Origin of the sequence: Pusillimonas sp., assembly GCF_035515275.1 — a bacterium.
In the GTDB taxonomy this organism is placed as follows: Bacteria; Pseudomonadota; Gammaproteobacteria; order Burkholderiales; family Burkholderiaceae_B; genus Pusillimonas.
Genome location: NZ_DATJBQ010000061.1, coordinates 1 through 16,042, shown reverse-complemented (window position 1 = coordinate 16,042; position 16,042 = coordinate 1). Strand labels below are relative to the sequence as shown.

At 58.2% G+C, this 16,042-nt stretch carries 13 protein-coding genes; 6 read left to right on the top strand and 7 right to left on the bottom strand.

What is annotated here, in order from left to right; translation table 11 throughout:
- Positions 1-105 precede the first annotated feature (105 nt).
- The 3 genes from VL003_RS04265 to VL003_RS04255 form a co-directional block, all read right to left on the bottom strand.
- Positions 106-1,101, bottom strand: a complete 996-nt coding sequence (locus VL003_RS04265) for an ABC transporter substrate-binding protein (protein ID WP_325439909.1) — start codon at positions 1,099-1,101, stop codon at positions 106-108.
- Entirely contained in the window at positions 1,098-1,895 is a 798-nt protein-coding gene (locus tag VL003_RS04260; RefSeq protein ID WP_325439907.1) for an ABC transporter ATP-binding protein, read from the bottom strand. The genes VL003_RS04265 and VL003_RS04260 overlap by 4 nt, the downstream gene beginning before the upstream one ends.
- 208 nt (positions 1,896-2,103) lie before the next feature.
- On the bottom strand, positions 2,104-3,267 hold the full coding sequence (locus VL003_RS04255) for a benzoate/H(+) symporter BenE family transporter (RefSeq protein WP_325439905.1): 1,164 nt from the start codon (positions 3,265-3,267) through the stop codon (positions 2,104-2,106).
- 107 nt (positions 3,268-3,374) lie between these two features.
- Between VL003_RS04255 and VL003_RS04250 the strand changes: the two genes are divergently transcribed.
- Positions 3,375-3,782 carry a DOPA 4,5-dioxygenase family protein gene (locus VL003_RS04250; protein ID WP_325439903.1) on the top strand — a complete coding sequence of 136 codons (408 nt, stop codon included), beginning with the start codon at positions 3,375-3,377 and terminating at the stop codon, positions 3,780-3,782.
- 60 nt (positions 3,783-3,842) lie between these two features.
- On the opposite strand, the gene VL003_RS04245 is transcribed toward VL003_RS04250, so the two are convergent.
- A complete protein-coding gene (locus tag VL003_RS04245) occupies positions 3,843-4,658 on the bottom strand; it encodes a helix-turn-helix transcriptional regulator (RefSeq protein WP_325439901.1) in 816 nt (271 codons plus the stop codon).
- A gap of 221 nt (positions 4,659-4,879) precedes the next feature.
- Between VL003_RS04245 and VL003_RS04240 the strand changes: the two genes are divergently transcribed.
- Entirely contained in the window at positions 4,880-6,055 is a 1,176-nt protein-coding gene (locus tag VL003_RS04240) for an ABC transporter substrate-binding protein (RefSeq protein ID WP_325439899.1), read from the top strand.
- The gene (locus tag VL003_RS04235; protein ID WP_325439897.1) at positions 6,037-7,926 is read left to right on the top strand and encodes an AMP-binding protein; all 1,890 of its coding nucleotides are present in this window, start codon (positions 6,037-6,039) and stop codon (positions 7,924-7,926) included. The genes VL003_RS04240 and VL003_RS04235 overlap by 19 nt, the downstream gene beginning before the upstream one ends.
- A 284-nt stretch (positions 7,927-8,210) precedes the next feature.
- On the opposite strand, the gene ahpF is transcribed toward VL003_RS04235, so the two are convergent.
- A complete protein-coding gene (ahpF, locus tag VL003_RS04230) occupies positions 8,211-9,800 on the bottom strand; it encodes an alkyl hydroperoxide reductase subunit F (protein ID WP_325439895.1) in 1,590 nt (529 codons plus the stop codon).
- A gap of 120 nt (positions 9,801-9,920) precedes the next feature.
- A complete protein-coding gene (gene ahpC / locus VL003_RS04225) occupies positions 9,921-10,484 on the bottom strand; it encodes an alkyl hydroperoxide reductase subunit C (protein WP_325439893.1) in 564 nt (187 codons plus the stop codon).
- A gap of 197 nt (positions 10,485-10,681) precedes the next feature.
- Between ahpC and VL003_RS04220 the strand changes: the two genes are divergently transcribed.
- The 3 genes from VL003_RS04220 to lysS all read left to right on the top strand — a co-directional run bounded on the left by VL003_RS04220 (position 10,682) and on the right by lysS (position 15,225).
- Entirely contained in the window at positions 10,682-12,409 is a 1,728-nt protein-coding gene (locus VL003_RS04220) for a methyl-accepting chemotaxis protein (RefSeq protein ID WP_325439891.1), read from the top strand.
- 185 nt (positions 12,410-12,594) lie between these two features.
- Positions 12,595-13,699 (top strand): peptide chain release factor 2 gene (prfB, locus tag VL003_RS04215; RefSeq protein WP_325439889.1). Its coding sequence is split into 2 segments (ribosomal slippage): positions 12,595-12,675 and positions 12,677-13,699, totalling 1,104 coding nucleotides; the frame shifts between segments, so codons are not numbered across the junction.
- Between the two features lie 2 nt (positions 13,700-13,701).
- A complete protein-coding gene (gene lysS, locus VL003_RS04210) occupies positions 13,702-15,225 on the top strand; it encodes a lysine--tRNA ligase (RefSeq protein WP_325439887.1) in 1,524 nt (507 codons plus the stop codon).
- A 109-nt stretch (positions 15,226-15,334) separates the two neighbouring features.
- Here lysS and VL003_RS04205 read toward each other — a convergent pair.
- Positions 15,335-16,042 (bottom strand): autotransporter outer membrane beta-barrel domain-containing protein (locus VL003_RS04205; protein WP_325439885.1); only part of this gene is annotated, 708 nt, incomplete at its 5' end.

The window sequence follows — 16,042 nt, the reverse complement described above, 5'->3', positions numbered from 1 at the left end:
GGCTTTTTGAACAGAAGAAAGATGTAAACGTGAGCTCATGGAATGCTTCAAAGCAGGATGGCCGGCGATGACCGGCCACCTGAGGTTGTCGATGCTGCGCCGATTCTACAGCTTGCGGTCTTTCTGCCAGCTTAGGTCGACAATAGTGCTGACATCGAACGGCGAGCCGTCACGCGTCTTGAGCGCGCCCTGGCCTTGCATGATGTCGGCAATTTCCTGCATGCGAGCAAGCTCCTGGGGAGTAAGAATGGGGCTGAAGGTCTGGCTGGCAATGGCGTCGCGAATGATCTGTTCGCGCGGCAGTTCGCCGTGCTTGAGCGTTTTGAGGGTGGGCTCGGCAATGAAATAATGCGCAATCAGCTTGGCACCCTCTTCAGGATCGTTCTGCAATAGATCAATGGCCTCGCGTTGGGCGTCCATCGAAGCCCATACCCCGGCCTTATTCTTGGCCAGTGTCTCACCCGACGTAATCACCACCATGCACGGGAAAGGCCAGACTTCGCCGATTTCGTAGATTTCGGTAACGGGAGCCACCAGCTTGGCGATGCTGGCCTGCGGCTCGAACAGGAAGGCGGCGTCTACCCGGCTGCCAACCAGCGACTGCACGGCAACCTGCGGGCTCACACCCATGATATTGAGATCGCTGGCCTGAAGGCCGGCGTCCTTGAGGACCACACCGCGCAACACGGTGTCGGCGGTGCTGCCCTCTTTTTGCGAAGCAAGCGTGCGGCCCTTCAAGTCGGCGACAGTCTTGATATTGGAATCGTCGCGCACCACGATAGCGTGGTAGCCGTGCTGCGCACCACCCACGACTTTCAGGTCGGCTCCGCGTGACGACCATGACGCTGCATTGGTAAAGCCCAGCACGCCGGTGTCGAGCTGGCCACCCACGATGGCCTTGATCAGATCGGTACCCGACTTGAACTCGACCAGCTCAACGTCAAGACCGTGCTTCTTGTAAAAGTCGCCCTCATAAGCAGCCATGACCTGGGCGTCGTCCATAACGCGCAAATAGCCGATCTTGAACTTGTCGGCGGCGAATGCCTGGCTCGACAACGCCAGGGCGGCCAGGGCGGGTACCAACATACGTAGAAACTTCATACTGCTACTCCTTCAGTTGAATCTTGTGCTTGCAGGTCGAGATCGCCCTTGGCACTGTCATGTTTAGCATTAATGCCCAACAGGCTTAGAATTTCGCGGCGCATGTCCGAAAATTCGGACAAATCGTGGGTTTTCTCGTGGTGCGACAAAGAGAACTCTTTAAGAACGGATGCCGGACGCTTGCTGAAGACCAGGATGCGGTCGGCCAGAAACAAGGCTTCATCCACGTCGTGCGTAACGAGCAGCACGGTCGGGCCCGCCTCGAGAATCAGTTGACGCAGGGCGTCCTGCAAGGTCATGCGCGTAAGCGCATCAAGGGCGCCGAATGGCTCGTCAAGCAGCAGCGCCTTGGGTCGCGTGATAAAAGCACGAGCCAGCGCAGCACGCTGGCGCATACCGCCTGAGACCTGATGAGGGTAATAATGCTCGAAACTCTTCAGGTTGACCTTTTCAAGCCACTCGTGAGCCTGGGCTTGCGCAGATTTTTTGTCGACCTTCTGAAACTCAAGCGCCAGCGCCACGTTCTGCAGCAGCGTCATCCAGGGATAAAGCGCGTTTTCCTGGAACATGAGCGTGCGCTCGGGGTCGGGACCGCGTACGGGCTTGGCGTCAGCCAGCATGTTGCCCGCAGTAGGCTGCTCGAGCCCCGCCGCAATATGCAACAACGTGGATTTACCGCAACCCGAAGGCCCAACCAGAGCAACGAGCTCGCCCGATTGAATGTCGCGGCTGAAGTTCTGGACAACGTTCAGGTCGCCAAAGCTCTTCTTGATGTTTTGAAATGCAAGTTTCATGAAAAGTGGGTTCTGGTGATCGCTTTAGCGCGCCTGGGTTTAAACCCTTATAGCCGTGTGGCTATTAAGCGCGCCCTCAATGCAATGATTGACACATATAGAACTTTACTTTTCAGTCACCTCAATTCCAACAAATTTTGCGCTCTTTGTTTATTACCGAACGATATATAAATAGAATTATTCGATGCTTTTGGAAATAAGACGACGTTCAGCGACCTGTTTGGCTTGGAACTTTTTTGCGTGCCCGCAACACCGCATAGGCGAACCCCCCAATTACCACGCCCCAAAATGCCGAGCCCAAACCCAGAAAGCTCATGTTGGATGCCGTGGCCAGGAACGTGATAATGGCGGCCTCACGATGCTCTTCGTCTTGCACCGTTCCCACTACATTGCTGGCGATCGCTCCAACCAGGGCCAGGCCGGCCAGCACGGCAATAAACTCACCTGGCAAGGCGGTAAAGAGCATGACAATCGTTCCGGCAAACAGGCCGCCGATCAAATAAAAGACGCCGTTGGCAATACCCGCCACATAGCGCTTGCCCGGGTCTTCGTGAGCGTCCTTGCCAGTACACAGCGCCGCCGTGATGGCAGCAATGACCACGTTGATGCCGCCGAACAACGCCACCACCACCGAGGCCATGCTCGTTGTAACAAGCAACGGCCGGGCTGGGGTGTTGTACCCCGACACTTTCAAAATAGCCATACCGGGCAGGAATTGTCCGGTCAGGCTGACCAGCACCAGCGGCAAGGCCAGGCTAAGTGTGCTGTCCCAGGTCCAATCGGGCTGTATGAACACGGGGGTGGCCCAGCGCAATTCGAGCGAACCCAGGTTGGTCTGCCCGGTAAGCACCGCCAGGCCGATGCCTGTCAACAATACCAGCACGATGCAATAACGGGGCCAGAGCCTGCGAAACACAATATAAGAAGCAATCATTCCGAACGCCAGAACCGGCATGGTCACAGCCGAACGAAACGCATCCAGCCCGAATTGAAACAAAATGCCGGCCATCATGCCCGAAGCGATCCCCCGGGGGATGCTGCGCATAAGGCGGTCGAACCAGCCGGTTACCCCAATAATAAAAATAATCACGGCCGCAGTAATATAAGCAGCTACGGCCTGGTTGACGCTGATGGCCGGAAACAGGGTAACCAACAGCGCTGTACCCGGCGCTGACCAGGCAGTAACGATCGGCGTCTTGAACTTCCAGCTCAAAAAAATGCCCGTCACGGCGGGACCGATGGAAATCGCCCATATCCATGACGTCAGCATCTCGGTCGAGACGCCTGCTACGGCCGCTGCTTGAAAAAAAATCACCGCCGGCCCGGCATAGGCGATAAGCACCGCCAAAAAACCCGCTGTTATCGCAGACACAGACCAATCTTTGCTCAGCACCTATGCTCCCCTTGTTATTCTATGGATACACCTGCATCGGCCTGAAAAGGCCTCATGCATTGTAACTACCCAGCAAAGGCACACAAATGAAAACACAGAACGCTCAGCACGCCCCCCCCAACCCGACGTGGACCCAACGAGAGGTGGCTGGCTATCACTCGCACGTGTATTTTGATGAGGCCACGGTTGAACAAGCTCGCCGTTTGTGCCAAGAGGCGGCACTGCGGTTCGATGTAAAGATGGGACGCGTACATGAAAGGCCGGTGGGGCCTCACCCCGACTGGAGCTGCCAGCTGGCCTACCGGCCGGGCGTGCTGGCCCAGTTGCTGCCGTGGCTGGCCATGAATCGCAACGGTCTGGTTGTTTTTACGCATCCGGTGACGGGCAACGACCTGATCGACCATCGCGATTATGCGATCTGGATGGGCGCCGTGCGCCCGCTCGATCTGTCGCGACTGTCCGACCACGAACGCCCGGTGCAATACGAATTTTAATTGCCTTGCCCAGAGACAACAGGAATACGGGTTTTACGCCACACCGCACAACGCCGGCACCTAGACCAGCCGCGATGCAATACCAAACAATTGGCTGCGAAAATTAATGCCCAGCTTGTCGTAAGCACGTGCGCGGTAGGTTTTGACCGTCGCCACCGACAAGCCCAGTTCGGATGCAATGCCGTCATAGGTACGCCCCAGCAGCAAGCCTGTGCAAACCTCGAGTTCGCGCGGCGTCAGGCGCGGACACCGGGCGGCCAGCTCTGAGGCCAGTACGCTGATATCGGGCGCCGCTGCGGGCCGCAGCCGGCCTTCAATGCTGATGTGTTTTCCGATACACGCGGCCACCGACCGGGCCACCGACTGTATGGTGTCGGCATCGGCTGCACCGAACATGGGCTGACGCTCGAAACGATAAAAGTTGGTTGCCAGCACCAGGTTGTCGTCGGCACGGCACACGACAGACAGTCGGTCTTGAATTCCGTGACGCGAATAGATCGCGGCGCGATGTGGCGGCGCAAAATGGGTTTGATGCGCGTAAACCATGGCCACTCCGCCGGCATCAAGCGTTTGCTTGGCCCGGTCAAAAGTGTGATCTTGTTCGTGCAGACGCTGCTGATAGCTTCGGAAGCAGTCGTCGCTGACATCGTGCCCCGACCGACTGGATGACAAGAACATGCGGGGTGTGGCCTTGGCTTCAAGCTGATACACCGAGAAAAAATCAACCGACAGCAGCTGATTTATGCGGGTGATCAGGCGCGGCCCGAAATCGGGTTCGCCCAACGCATCGATCAGCTCGCTGGCGAACCCATCGGCATGCCCGGCCCCGACGGGGGCGCAGGCATTTGCCGCTTCGTCCAGGCTCCAGGTATTCATATAAACCATTCCTTGAGGAAAACACTGTCAACCCGCCCCAAGGGCCGGCTTGTCGACTTTTGAGTGGACAGCGTCGGCGGCTGCCACAGGCCATACTTGATACTACGAAAACCTTGGCAAGGATCGGCCTGCACGCGCAGGCTCGTCAGCCGTCCGACAGGTTTTCTGGTGACGCGAACATGACATTCGCGAGTCAATAACTATACTAGGAGACTCTCTCCATGAAAATCCACAGTTTTTCCAAGCGAGGCACCCTGCCCCGATTGACGAGCGTAGCATTACTTTGTCTTGGTGCCGCCACGGCCGCTCATGCCGACATCACTGTCGGTGTCATTCTGTCCACCACCGGGCCGGCCGCCTCGCTGGGCCAACCCGCTGAAAACACGATCAAGCTGTGGCCCGACAGTATTGCGGGACAGAAATTGCGCGTTATTGTGCTGAACGACAACAGCGACCCCACCGAAGCCTCGCGCCAGGCCAGCAAACTGATCAACGAAGAAAAGGTCGACGTGATTGTCGGCTCTTCTGTAACGCCTCCCTCGATCGCCATCGTAGAAACTGCTGGCAACTCTGCAACTCCAGTCATTGCCCTGGGCGGCGGCAATGCCATTATTGAGCCCCAGGAAGGCGCCCGCACCTGGGCCTTCAAGATGCCTGCTCCTGAAAGGCTGGCAGTGGAACGCACGCTGGAGCACATGGCTGCCAACGGCGTCAAAACCGCAGGCGCCATTGCAGTCACCACCAGTTATGGCAATGGTTTTCTGAACGCGTTCACCGAACAGGCCAAGGGCCATGGCATAGAAGTGACCGGGGTCGAACGATACGGCGCCCAGGACCTGGGTGTTACCGCCCAGACCATACGTCTTATAGGCTCCAAACCCGACGCCATCTACATTCTCAGCTTCGGCACCCCGGCGTACCTGCCTCATACCGAGCTGATCAAGCGCGGTTATAAAGGCAAAATCTACCAGACGCACGGCGTGGCCAATGCCGATTTCCTGCGAGTAGGTGGTAAAGACGTAGAAGGCAGCTATCTGGCCGTGGCGCCGGTACTGGTTGCCGAGCAACTGCCCGACGATGACCCGACCAAGCAGGCTGGTGTCGACTACGTCACCAAGTACGAAGGCCAGTACGGCGCCGGCACACGTTCGCTGTTCGGCTCCACCGCCTGGACGGCCCTGAACTGGCTGCAAGCCACCGTACCGGTTGCGCTCAAACAAGCCGAACCCGGCACGCCTGAGTTCCGCAAGGCACTGCGCGATGCGCTTGAAGGCATGGAAGAGGTCGTCAGCCCCGAAGGCGTCTTCAACATGACCAAAGAGGATCACAACGGCATCGACAGCCGGGGTCAGGTCATGGTCACGATCGAGGAAGGCAAATGGAAACTGGCGAAGTAAGCCGTGGCGCGGGGCGGCATTGGGCGCCGCCCGTCATCAACCACCCTGACGATATTCGTCGAATTGAGGCGACGCCTTACAAGCAGAGTGTGCCGTTTTCATCAACCATCGACCTAATCCTGCATAATGCAGGCCGGTACCCCGGCGCCGACGCCCTGCTGTTCCAGGTCGACGCCGACGAACGTTCAGAGCTGTTGGTCTGGCGCTACGACCGGCTGGCCGACGAGATCCTGCGCGCCGGCGCCCTGCTACGCCAGGCCGGCGTTGGCCGCGACGCGGCGGTGGCCATCATCGGGCCCAATATTCCCAGTACCCACGTAGCGCTTTGGGGCGCGCAACTGGCCGGTTGCGCCTTTCCAATTAACTACCTGCTGGGTGCCGAACATATTGCGGGTCTGCTTCGGGCGGCCGATGTGCGGGTGGTGGTTACCCTTGGACAAAGCGACGTTTTGCCGATACGGCAGACGGTTATGGAAGCGATCGAACTCGCGGGGGGTGAGCGCACGGTTTTTGAAATCGACCCCGATGAACAACGACCGGGGGCCGATTCATTTCAAGCGCGACTGCGTGCGACCGCAGCGCTTCCCGAGCTGAGCAGCGAGATCACTCCAAACACCACGGCCGCCATATTTCACACCGGCGGCACCACCGGGCTTCCCAAAATACTGCGCCATACCCACGGCAACGAACTGCACACCAGTTGCATGGCGGCTGCCTACTACCAATTTTCGCACGGCGACCGCCTGCTCAACGGGTTTCCGCTTTTCCACGTAGCCGGCGTCTTCGTCTATGGGCTGGCAGCCCTGGCCGTAGGCGGCAGCGTCTATATTCCGACCTTGCTCGGAATGCGCAACCAGGCGTTCGTGGCCAACGCATGGACATTATTCCAGACCCACGCCATTTCCCACCTGGGCTGCGTGCCGACCACGTTGGCCTCGTTGGCGAAAAGCCACGAAGAGGCGGGCATCCGCGGCACTTGCGGGGTACAGGTAGCGCTTACTGGTGGTTCTACATTACCGGCCGAAATCGCGGCGCACTTTGAGTCTTGCACGGGTGTCCCCGTGCGCAATATATTCGGCATGACAGAATGCGCGGGCATTGTTGCCATAGAACCAGTCGCTGTAGAGCGCACCCCTGGTTCGGTCGGCATGGCCCTGCCCTATACCGAAGTACGCGCCATGCCGCTGTCGGAAGCCGACAACCCAAGACCCGAGCGCTTCTGCGCGCCGGGCGAAGAAGGCATACTTTGTCTGCGCGGCCCGCATGTCAGCCCGGGCTACATCGACACCGCCCGCAACGCCGGTACTTTTACTGAAAACGGGTGGTTGGTATCCGGCGACCTGGGTTATGTCGATGCGCAACGGCGCATCTTCATCACGGGCCGCTCCAAAGACCTGATCATCCGCAGCGGACATAATATCGACCCCCAGGCCATCGAAGAGGCCTTCCTGGCCGATGCCGACGTTCTGGACTGCGCCGCCGTGGGCCAACCCGACCGATATGCCGGCGAACTGCCCGTGGTGTTCGTAACATTGAAATCGCGTGGCGCGACCGACGGCGCGTCCTTGCTTGCCAAAGCGTTGCCGCGTATCCACGAACGGCCCGCCGTTCCCCGGCATGTGCACATACTTGACGCCATGCCGACCACGCCGGTGGGCAAGATATTCAAGCCGGCCTTGCGGCGCATGGCGGCCTTGAATGCACTTCGAGACGCGCTAGCACAGGCTGGACTGGCCGACCTGTGCACGGCCGAGCTGCTTGATGAACAGTCGAGCGAATGTGTGGTGCGCGTGCAAGATTCGATCCTGCAAGGCCAAGTCGAGCAGGCCTTGAAAGGCTTGCCGGTAAAGTGGAGGGCAGCCTGCATTTGACCTTGCGAGCCACACTTGGGCCCGCGATTGATCACAAGGTGCAAAACCGCACGTGCCTTGGATTTGCACGACATGTTCCGCAGTTATGCGCAGAGTTATTCACAAAAATTGTGGATAATCCGGCGCTCATCACGGCCGGCAATGCACGGCCCACGCTGGGCTTGTGTACGTAAAAAAAGCGCCCTTTGCCTCAAACCCCGAATCGGCCACGAAACGGGGTTTTTCGCAAGGGGCGCTTTTGGGGCCTTGGCGGACATGCCCACCGCGGCCGAGCCGCTTACCGCCTAAGCGACTGCCTGCTCTTGCTCGGTGCTTTCTTCGGACACCGAGGTGCGGATCAGGTGATCAAAGGCGCTGAGCGCCGCTTTGGCACCTTCGCCGGCGGCGATAATAATTTGCTTGTAAGGCACAGTGGTAACGTCGCCTGCGGCAAATACACCGGGAATCGACGTTTGCCCGCGGGCATCGACTTCGATTTCGCCGTATTTGGACAAATCGACAGTGCCTTTCAGCCATTCGGTATTGGGCACAAGGCCAATCTGAATGAAGACGCCGTCAAGGTCCACCTTATGCGATTCGTTGCTGCTGCGGTCGGTGTACTGCAGGCCTACGACCTTGCTGCCGTCGCCGTGGATCTCGGTGGTTTGCGCCGACACGATGATCTTGACGTTAGGCATGCTGCGCAATTTGCGCTGCAACACTTCGTCGGCGCGCAAGGCATCGCCGTACTCGATAAGTGTTACATGACGCACCACGCCGGCCAGGTCAATGGCCGCCTCGACGCCCGAGTTGCCCCCGCCAATAACGGCGACGTCTTTACCCTTGAACAAGGGGCCGTCGCAGTGTGGGCAGTAGGCGACGCCCTTGTTGCGATATTGCTGCTCGCCGGGCACGTTGATTTCGCGCCAGCGTGCGCCGGTCGCCAAAATAACGGTTTTGCCTTTGACTGAACCACCGTTGGCCAACTTGACCTCGATGGACGACTTTCCGGGCACCAGGGCTTCAGCACGCTGAAGGTTCATGATGTCGACCTCGTAGTCTTTGACGTGCTCTTCAAGCGCGACCGCAAACTGCGGGCCTTCGGTGTGCTTGACCGAAATGAAGTTTTCAATGGCCATGGTGTCAAGCACCTGACCGCCGAAGCGTTCGGCCAAGACGCCCGTGCGTATGCCTTTACGTGCCGCATAAACAGCAGCCGCAGCACCGGCGGGGCCGCCACCCACGATAAGCACGTCGAACTCGTCTTTGGCGCTGAGTTCTTCAGCCTTTCGGCTGCCGGCGTTGGTATCGAGCTTGGCAAGAATTTCTTCGACGCCTGCACGACCCTGACCAAACACCTCGCCGTTCATGTAGACGGTAGGCACCGACATGATCTGGCGCTCGTCGACCTCGCTCTGGAACAAGGCGCCGTCGATCGCCACGTGGCGAATGCGCGGGTTGATGACGGACATGACGTTAAGCGCCTGCACGACGTCGGGACAGTTCTGGCAAGACAGCGAAAAATACGTTTCAAACTGGTAATCGCCATCAAGGTTGCGAATCTGCTCGATAACTGCATCGTCAAGCTTGATGGGGTGCCCGCCCACTTGCAGCAAGGCAAGCACGAGCGAAGTAAATTCGTGGCCCATGGGTATGCCCGCAAAGCGGACACTAATGTCAGTACCTGGGCGGTTGATACTGAAGGAAGGCTTGCGCTCGGAATCGTCGCTGCGCTCGACAAGCGTGATGCGCTCGGAGAGGGAATCGATTTCCTGCAGCAATTCGCGCAGCTCTTTGGATTTTGCTCCTCCGTCCAGAGAGGCAACAATCTCGATCGGCTGGGTGATTTTTTCCAGGTAGCTCTTTAATTGAGTCTTGAGATTTGTGTCTAACATTATCGTTTTACTCTCATGAAGGTTCGTTATCGAGCCGCAGCCATCGGCCTTATGGTCCGATAGCCGCTGCTCTGAAGGAATCCGCCTTTTGGGCGGACTGACTGTATGTCGAAGAAAAGCTTAGATCTTGCCGACCAGGTCAAGAGACGGGGTCAGGGTTTTGGCGCCCTCTTCCCATTTGGCAGGGCAGACTTCGCCGGGGTGAGCAGCGATGTACTGGGCTGCCTTGACTTTGCGCAGCAGCTCGGAAGCCACGCGGCCAATGCCGTTGTCGTGCACTTCCATGACCTTGATTTCGCCTTCGGGGTTGATGACGAACGTACCACGCAATGCAATACCTTCTTCTTCGATCAGAACTTCGAAGTTGCGGGCCAGTTGGTGCGTGGGGTCAGCCAGCATGGGGTAGGTGACCTTGCCGATTGCCTCGGAAGTGTCGTGCCATGCTTTGTGCGAAAAGTGCGTGTCGGTCGAAACGCTGTAGATTTCAACGCCGAGCTTTTGGAATTCAGCGTACTGTTCTGCCAGGTCTTCGAGCTCAGTGGGGCAAACAAAGGTAAAGTCGGCAGGATAGAAGACCAGAACCGACCATTTGCCTTTCAGCGTCTCTTCGGTAACGTCGACGAACTTGCCATTGTGGAAAGCAGTGGCTTTGAAAGGTTTGATTTGCGTATTGATCAAGGACATGTTTTTGTCTTCCTTTGTGGTTGATAAATGGGTTAGTGAGGTCAGTATAGGCAAGCGGGGTATATTTGTAAAATTGATTGATTTAATGAACGCGGTTGATTTTAACTATCGACCCAAGGGTTAACGCTAGATCGCAATAAGGATGTAACTTAACTTTGGCAGACTTTGAGCGTTTGTTGAACCGCGCAAGGCAGATAATGCAACGCTTACTTACCCTGAAAAACGGCTTTATTGCTTTTATGGCCGTACTGGCGATTTTATGCCTGTTGACGTTTAGCGCACTGCGCAACGTAGCCACCAGCACCGACCATTTGCAGGAAACCGAAAGCAAGCGCCTGCATGCTACCCAACTGGCCGCTCAGTATAAAGATTATGCCCAGGCCCTTACCCGTCATGCAATGGCTTTTGTCTCGACCGAGCAGCCCGAGTTCGAGGAAGCCTACTTTCATATTTCAGATTTGCTTCACGGAAAAGACGCCGCCGGCGAAAACGCCACCCCCCTCATTGATCAATTCCGACAGGCCGACTTTACCGCCAATGAGATGCAGATCGTCGAAGCGGCTTTCGCGGCGACTCAAACCCTGGCCGAACAAGAAATCAAGGCCATGAACACCGCCAAGGGCGTTGAAGACGATGGTGCCGGCGGCCAGAAAATTGTCCTGCCCCAGCCGCTGCTGGCTAAAGTTTTATTGTTCGGCCAGCAGTATGTCGGTCCGGCCAACCAGCTGATCCGGCAAATCGACCACTTCAACGCCCAACAATCCGATCGCTACGCAGCCGAGATGGATCAAGCGCGAGAGGCCAGCGAAAACGCCATGCGCATCGCCACGGCCGCGCTATTTGCATTGCTGCTGTGCAGCGCCATTGCGCTGTTCATGCTGTACCGATTCGTACGCAAACCGCTTAACGAAGGCGTCGCACTGGCGCAGCGCCTGGCCCAAGGCGATCTTACCGCCCAAGTACCCAGCGTCCGGCGCGATGAGATGGGCCGGCTGCTGGAAGCCCTGAATGGAATCGGCTTGGGTATTCAACAAGTCGTGGGCCAGGTGCGCCTTCGCACGCAGCAAGTCGCGTCGGCCGCAGGCGACATTTCCAGCGGCAACCAAGACCTGTCACAGCGTATCAACCAGCAGGCGGCCAGTCTGCAAGAATCGTCGGCCGCCATGGAACAGCTGGCTGCCGCAGTTCGGGTCAATGCCGACAACGCACACCAGGCCATGCAACAAGTCGCCCATGCATCCAGTCGTGCGGCCCACGGTAGCGCCCAGATGCGAAAAGCTGCCGCAACCATGCATGTGCTGCGGAAGGAATCGGGCCAGATCGCAGACATCGTGGCCACCATCGAAGGCATCGCCATGCGCACCAATATTCTGGCCTTGAATGCCGCCATCGAAGCCGCTCGGGCGGGATCGCATGGACGCGGCTTTGCCGTTGTGGCCAATGAGGTGCGGGGCCTGGCACTGCGCAGCGCTACCGCCTCCAAAGAAATCGAAGCACTGATCCGACAGTCGCTGGATCATATGGATCAAAGCGGACGGCTGGTGGACGAAGCGGTGCATGCGGTCGACGAGACCGTATCTTCGGTGGCGCTGGCCAATGATCGCATGCGGGAAATCAGCACTGCCTCCGAAGAACAGTCCGACGGCATTCATCAAGTAACCGTCGCCGTGGGCGAAATGGACGGCATTACGCAGCAAAACGCCCAACTGGTGCATCGGGCCGCCCAAGCCGCGCTTAGGCAGATCCAGCAAACAGACGAACTTCAAGAGGTCATCGCCCGCTTTGTTCTACCGGACGACGCCGAACCTGAAACCGTCCAGGAAGACTGGGCGCCTGCCCCTCGCTTGACGGTGATGGCTGCCTCGCCGCAGCAAGGCCCTCTTGGGACCTCGATGGTCTGGTTGCCCAGCCAGTCTGCCGCCTGAACACGCGCCGGGCACAAGCTATCGCCCCCCACTTGGCAGCCAAAGTCAAGGCACGGCCAAGGGCCAAGGTTTTGCCGTGCCCCGTTTCTTTTCATCGGTACCGGATCAGGCGCCCTGCCCTTGCTCGTTGCGGCTACGCTAAAATAACAGGTTAAGCCAAATACGCATCAGATCAGGAAAGCACCATGGAAGCCGAACGCCAGAACCAGCTCATAGCCCGCATCGACGATTACACCGAGCGCGAACTGCTCTTACGGGGGTATCTTTGACTTCGACACGAAGTCGGAACGGCTGCATGTCGTCAATGCCGAGCTCGAAAGCAGCGATGTCTGGAACGACCCGCAACGCGCACAAGAGCTGGGGCGCGAAAAGAAAAGCCTGGAAAAAATCGTCGGCTCTTTGACTCAGATTAATCAAGGCCTTGCCGAGGCGCGCGAGCTTTTCGAGCTGGCCGCAGATGACGATGACGATGCCACCTTGCTGGCCATTGAACAAGACTGCGACAAATTGGGCGCCGTCCTCGAAGAGCTTGAGTTTCGGCGCATGTTCAACAATCCCGCCGACCCGCTCAATTGCTTTATGGACATTCAGGCCGGTGCCGGCGGCACCGAAGCCCAGGATTGGGCCTCGATGCTGTTGCGTCAGTATTTACGCTATTGCGAAAACAAAGACTTCAAGACCGAGATCTTAGAAGAGTCACCGGGCGACGTTGCGGGTATCAAATCGGCCACCATCAAGGTCGAAGGCGATTACGCCTTTGGGTTTCTGCGTACCGAAACGGGTGTGCATCGCCTGGTGCGCAAAAGCCCGTTTGATTCGTCCAACGGACGCCACACGTCGTTTGCCAGTGTGTTTGTCTACCCCGAAATCGACGACTCGATCGAAATCGAGGTCAACCCCGCCGACTTGCGCGTGGATACGTATCGTGCCAGCGGCGCTGGGGGGCAGCACATCAACAAGACCGACTCCGCCGTGCGTATTACCCACATTCCCACCGGTATTGTCGTGCAATGCCAGAACGACCGCTCTCAACACCGCAACCGCGCCGAAGCCATGCAAATGCTCAAGTCGCGCCTCTACGAACTTGAAATGCGCGAGCGCATGGCCGAGCAGCAAAAAATGGAAGACGCCAAGACCGACGTGGGTTGGGGTCATCAGATCCGCTCTTATGTGCTGGATCAAAGCCGCATCAAAGACCTTCGAACCAACGTTGAAATCTCCAACACTCAAAAAGTACTGGACGGCGATCTCGACCCGTTTATCCAGGCCAGCCTGAAACAAGGCGTATGACAATGACAGAATCCACCAGCGTCGCGGCCGTCGCCGCCGACGAAAACCACCTCATCGCCGAGCGCCGCAGCAAACTGGCCCGGTTGCGCGAAAAAGGCGTTGCCTTTCCCAACGACTTTAAGCCTGACGCCAAAGCTGCCGAGCTACACGCCAAGTACAACGAGCTCGATAAAAAGGCCTTGGCTGAACTGGCTGTACCTGTCAAGGTGGCCGGCCGCATGATGCTCAAACGCGTCATGGGCAAGGCCAGTTTTGCCACGCTGCAAGACGGAACAGGCCGCATACAGGTTTATCTCGACAAAAGCGTGCTGGGCGAAGACGTTTATAACGACTTCAAGACCTGGGACATAGGCGATATTGTCGCGGTCGAAGGCAAGGTCTTCAAAACCAATAAGGGCGAGCTCTCGGTTAATGCATCGCAGCTGCGTTTACTCACCAAGTCGCTGCGCCCCCTGCCCGACAAGTTCCACGGCGTGGCCGACCAAGAACTTCGCTATCGCCAGCGCTACGTCGACCTGCTCATGACCGAAGACACTCGCCGCACCTTTTTGGCGCGTAGCAAGGCCATTGGCGGCATACGCCAGTTCATGCTTGAAGCGGGCTTTCTTGAAGTCGAAACCCCCATGCTGCACCCCATACCGGGCGGTGCTGCAGCCAAGCCCTTTCGTACGCATCACAACGCCTTGGACATGGAGATGTTCTTGCGCATTGCGCCCGAACTGTATCTGAAAAGGCTGATCGTGGGCGGCTTTGAGCGTGTGTTTGAACTCAACCGAAACTTTCGCAACGAGGGCGTCAGCCCGCGGCATAATCCTGAGTTCACCATGATGGAGTTCTATGCCGCGTATACCGATTATCAGTGGCTTATGGAGTTCACCGAATCGCTGATACGCCAGGCGGCGGTCGCGGCCACCGGCAGCGCTCTGCTTACCTACCAGGGTACCGAACTTGATCTGGGCCGCCCATTCGACCGGCTCACCATCGTACAGGCCATACTCAAGTACGCGCCAGGCTACCAGGCGACGCAGCTTGAAGACGAAGCGTTCTTACGCAACGAACTGCGCAGAAACGGCGTAGACACCGACGGACCCACCTTGGCGCGGGCGGGCATCGGGGCCTTGCAGCTTGCCCTGTTCGAAGAAACCGCCGAAGCCCTGCTTTGGAACCCGACCTTCATCATCGATTACCCCGTCGAGGTCTCGCCTCTGGCGCGGGCCTCGGACACCGAACCCGAAATTACCGAAAGGTTCGAACTGTTCATGACAGGGCGCGAAATCGCCAATGGTTTCTCAGAGCTCAACGATGCCGAAGACCAGTCAGCGCGTTTTCTGGCTCAGGTACAGGCAAAAGATGCCGGCGATGAAGAAGCCATGTATTACGACGCCGACTATATTCGCGCACTTGAATACGGCATGCCGCCCACGGGCGGTTGCGGCATCGGTATCGACAGACTGGTCATGCTGCTGACCGACAGCGCCAGCATCCGGGACGTCATCCTGTTTCCGCATTTGCGCCGCGAAGATTAATTCTGCTTCGGCCCTTGCCTGAGGGCCGGCTGACACATCGCGGCTAGTACAAGGCTGATCGGAACCCAGCGGTTCTGATCAGCCTTTTGTGCTTTTTCGGAGTCGAACGCTAGAAGCGCGTACGCAGGAACAACATGCCACTGTGATCGGTGCTGTCTTTGCCGTACTGGCCGCTGTAACCCAAGCCCATGGCCGTATTGCGCCCGACAACCACTTGCACCCCCAGGTCGGCGAGGGCCGCGTTCTTGGCAAGGGGAGCCCCGGCCACATTGAATGCACTGCCGCTCCCCTGCACAAACGAGAGCCGGCGGCCCGGATCGACGTCGCCCGACGCGTGGCGCCAGCCCAACCCGGCAAACACATGGGCCTGGTGGGCCCCGAGCTCGATGGCCGTGTGGCCGCGCAAGCCCAATGTAAAGGTGGTGATGTCGTCGGTTCGGCTCTCGCCCTGCAGCGCGGCCGGCCCGCCGCTTTCGCTGAACCCCTTGGCCTTCTGACTGATCCGGCCCACGCCCAGGTAGGGCTCGAGCACGCTGTGCCGCCCGAGCGGCATGGCGTAGCCCAATTCTGTGAAGAACTGGGTGGTGTGCGCGTGGTAGTCGGCCTTCAGGGTTTGGCTGCCCCCCACGGTGACCTGACGACGCGAGTCGATATCGTGACGGGTGTATGCAAGCCCGGCCAGCAAGTTCAGCTTGCCGCCGCCCTGCTGCCAGCTATTGCCGCCGTACAGCGCGGCGGTAAAGCTGGAAACATCGGACCTGGAACTGCGCTCGTTCACCTTGACCCGGCCGTCGGTGTAGCCCAACGAGCCGCCCAC